The 3227-nt window shown below is 52.3% G+C and carries 1 protein-coding gene; it reads right to left on the reverse strand.

Features of this window, described 5'->3' with window-relative positions; genetic code table 11:
• On the reverse strand, positions 1-3227 hold a 3227-nt coding region (locus DFR42_RS28875), incomplete at both ends, for a DUF4214 domain-containing protein (protein WP_146219019.1).

Consider the following 3227-nt stretch of genomic DNA (forward strand, 5'->3'; position numbering starts at 1 on the left):
GCACCCAGGTTGATCGTGTCTGTGACAACGCGAGCAACTGCATTGGCTGTGGACTGTGCATTCAGGTTCACACCGTTTTCTGTCGTGTTGTAAGTACCGGCAACATAGTTACCCAGCAATACAACGCGGTCTGCACCAGCGCCGAGTTGCAGGAAGTTGGCGCCGCGGGCCAGAGTCACGTCCAGTTCAGATTGTGCTGTCAATGCGCCTGCATCAATGGAAACACCAACTGTTGCGTTAGGAACGTTGACGTTGTCGATTGCACGGATAGTCAGACGTTCTTTGTGCGTTGTTGTGTTCGCAGCTTGGTAGCTGTCAACCAGTGCATCAACGATCGTATCGTTCAACTGAATTTGGGACACTTGAGTTACTGCTGTGTCGTTTGTCAGTTCGATGTTACCGATGTTGCGGATGCCGTTGAAGTCACCGATCGCTGCGTTTGTTGCATTGCGCAGTTCGATAACGTCGTCGTTCTTTTGGCTGTTGTTGGTTGTGTTGTTATCAACTGCACCACCGTCGATAGCGTGGGAACCGTTGAAGTTGGCATCAGTGAAGATGATACGGTCTGCTGTACGGGAAGCACCTTCTTCGCCGTTGTAGCTGAAGCGGCTTGTGGAGCTCAGTGTACGTGCATCGATCACTACTGCGCTTTCAACTGCTGTACCAGCTGTATCAGCTGTACCTGCTGCTGCACCAGTGTCATTGGCTGTGTCGTTGTCATTCACAATCGCCAGAACGCCTGCGTTGTTGTTCGCAGCGATCAGTTCGTTTGTCAATGTCAGACGGTAGTTACCACCACCAACTACACCTGCATTGTTGGTTGTACCAACCAGGCGGATTGTTTCGAAGCCGGATACGTTAGTCCATTCAGACGCGCCCAGTGCGATTGTGTCGCCCAGTGCTGCACCTTGCAGGTCGCCATCGATGACCAGTGTGTCGTTACCTGCGCCACCAACTACGGTGTCGGAGATGGTCAGACCAGCACGTGTGTCGAGGACGTTATCGAAGACGACTGTGTCGTTGCCTGCGCCCATCTTGATGTTTTGCGCGCCGTTGGCTGCACCACTTGTGGATACGCGGACGTTGACGTTAGCCAGTTCTGCGGATGCATCAATTGTTGCTGCGACCAGTTTGATTTGACCCACTGTTGTGGACAATTCTTGTACGCCAGCGATGTTGGCTGCTGCGCCGCCTGTTGTGTCGATACGATACAGACCGCCGTTACCAGCTACTGTTGTGTCGAGGTTGAGGAAACCGCCAGCTACGCCTGTACCTGCTGCTGTACCGATGGTGATTGTACCTGTGTGGGCACCAACGTTTGCCAGGGCTACTGTGTTGGATTCTGTGTCAGCATCGATCAGGGTGATGTTTTCAACGGCGTTTGTGTTCAGAACGAAGTTGAAACGTGGATCAACATTGAGGCCTTCTGCGATTGTCACTGCAACTGTGTCGGATGCACCTGTAGCAACGGCCAGATTGGCGTTGATGGTGGATTTGTCGATACCGTTGGAGAATGTGTCGCTGTGCTTGATGGTGATGGCTGCAGCTTGAGCAACGCTCAGGTTGTTCAGTGTGAACACGTCTGTACCAGCTACTGGTGCAGAATTTGCAGGTGCTGCTACGTTGGTGTTGGACACGTTACGTACTGTCACGCCTACGACGTCTGGCAGTTTGGTGAAGTCGACTGTGGATGCTGCGTTGTTCAACAACACTTGCAGTTGTTCAACTTTAGTGACGATGGAGGAACCTGCTGCACCGGCTGTGATGTTGCCACCGTTGACGATGATCAGGGTATCTACGCCGTCGCCGCCTGTCAGGCTGTCACCGGATTCGATGGTGTCTGCCAAGTAGAATGTATCTGCACCAGCGCCGCCTGTGACTGTGACGTTTTGTGTCGCGCCAGATGTGTCAGCTTTGCCTGTTGTGAAGATGCCGTTGCCGAGGTTCAGTGTCAGGTTGCCTTTGAATGCGGATGCATCGATAGCAGACAGACGACCAGCAACTTGTGTCAGACCACCGGAGTAGTTGACGGATTCAATTGTTGTTACGCCATTGACAACATTGGATGTTTGGGCAATGGTCAGGTCTTTGTCGCCAGTGATGATGACTTTGCCTGCTGTACCTGTGTCCATTGGCAGGTTCAACGTGCCGATGTTGTTGGTGTTGCCTACGCTGTTGATGGTCAGTGTTTCGTAACCTTGGTTGCCTACGCCTGCAGCGGATGTGCCGGAGGTGTTTTGACCAATGTTGACTGTACCAACTTGGACGTCAGAGAGGTTCAGTGTGGCTGTATTCAGACCCAGCAGTGTGCCGTTGCCGAAGGAGAACTCGACTACACCGGCGTTGTTCGCGTTGGTGTTGGTCAGGTTCATTGTTTCTACAGCTTGCTTGATGTTTTCGATACGGGCTACGTTGGTGCCTGCTGTGGAAGCGATGCGGTTGATACCGACTGTTTTCAAGCCTGTACCATCTTGCAAGTCAACTGCGACAACAGCGTTGTTGTTGATGTTGTTGGCATCAGCAGAGCCTGTGAAGGAGAATGTGGCTGTCTGGATGTTTTTCAACGTTGGCGTGATGATCGGTGCGCCGTTGTCGTTGGAGTTACCCAGTGTGGCTGTCAGTTTGTTGTTGGCAGCAGCAGATGTGTTGGAGCCTGTCAGTACGTCTTCGTCTTGCAGGGCATTCACACGGGAACCACCGTTTGGTGTGTAGACCAGACCTGCTGTGAAGTTTTCAGCAGTGGCGATGTCTGTGTTGCTTGTCAGTGTGAAGTCTTTTACGCCGCCACCGTTAACGATGGAGGAGATGACTGCATCTTGTACGGCAACTTGGGAGGCTTGTGTAGCGGAATCGAGCACTTTGCTCAGCCATTCTTTGGCGAGGTTGGTGTTTTCTGCTTTGGAGTACGCTACGATTTCTTCGTTGGTGTCGATCGCTGTTGTGAACGATGTGGACGCGGCAACTTTGGAGTCGATGGCTACTTTGTCTGCGCCAGTTGCGCCAGCCAGGATCGCCAGGGCTGCTTGACCCAGGGTGACTTTGCTGTTGAGGATCTGGCCTGTCCAGTAGTTCAGACCTGCTACGTCTGCTTTGTGGCCAAACAGGTTGTTGTAGATGGTGTTGACTGTGTCTTCTGTTGTTTTACCAGCAAATACGGTGGCGTATTCTGCTTGTTTGGAGAAGCTGTCAGCGATTTGGTTCAGCGTGAAATTCTGGGCTGTCCAGTA

It is taken from the genome of Undibacterium pigrum (genome assembly GCF_003201815.1).
Lineage (GTDB): Bacteria > Pseudomonadota > Gammaproteobacteria > Burkholderiales > Burkholderiaceae_D > Undibacterium > Undibacterium pigrum.